The sequence below is a fragment of the Lacihabitans sp. CS3-21 genome, from assembly GCF_024343675.1.
Taxonomy (GTDB): Bacteria; Bacteroidota; Bacteroidia; order Cytophagales; family Spirosomataceae; genus Leadbetterella.
This window is the reverse complement of sequence record NZ_RJUD01000043.1, coordinates 1-897: the sequence shown is the minus strand read 5'-3', so window position 1 is coordinate 897 and position 897 is coordinate 1. Positions and strand designations below refer to the sequence as shown.

1 protein-coding gene is annotated in these 897 nt (G+C 34.9%); it reads right to left on the bottom strand.

Going from position 1 to position 897, the window contains the following annotated elements:
- Window position 1 precedes the first annotated feature (1 nt).
- Window positions 2-897, bottom strand: an 896-nt coding sequence (locus EGI24_RS14215) for a ketopantoate reductase family protein (protein ID WP_255049128.1), incomplete at its 5' end; no start/stop codon positions are given.

Below are 897 nucleotides of genomic sequence, written 5' to 3'. Positions count from 1 at the left end.
ATCATTGGGCTATATTTAGATCGGCCTTCATTTTGGTTAACTCCCCAAGAAGCTTAGTTTGTGTCACATCATTTTCTTTTCCATATCTTTGGGCTATAGCAACAATAGCAAAATTTAGGGTTTCAATCTCTGTAGGTCGTCTATTATTGATGTCTTGCAAAGTAGAAATGAGCTGACCATCCGACATTTTACTAATTATTTTTACACTTTCAATTACCTCATTTTCAGAAATTTCTACTCCTGATATATTGGCAATATTTACGCATTCTTTAATAACGGTCTGTCCCAAATTCATGACAGCTACATTCCTAAGGAAAATTCCATTATCTGTATCTAATAAAGGACAAATAGAATTAAAAACGCAGTTGGCTATCGCTTTTTTCCAAATGATAGATTGAATATTTTCTTCAACCCTAAATTTAAAGATTGGATTATTGAGTTGGTTTGTAATGTGATTCAAACTATCTAATTTCCCATTAATTTTTCCAATAAGAGATTCTGCTACCGGTGTGAATCGGACTAGGTTATCGCCCATTACCTGACAAGTGGTAAACAATACACACCTATGAATATCTGAAAAACCTTTATTAACAAAAGCAGACTCCACTCCCAACCCGTTTTGAAGTAGCACTATAGGCTGATTAACAGCTCTTTCACTTAATGTTTCTGCCAAGTATTCATTTCCAAAGGATTTGCTGGTTATAACTAAAATGCCATCGAATTTTACATGACTAGATAATGAACTGACTTCAAGATCAGCCCTCAAAGTTATTCCCTCATCCATTTGAATTGAAATGGTCTCCATTTGGGTTGGTGTATTATCTATTCTGCCCCTGATAATGCACACATTTTTCCCCTCTAATTTTAGAAAAACGGCTAAAGCTTTACCCACAGCTC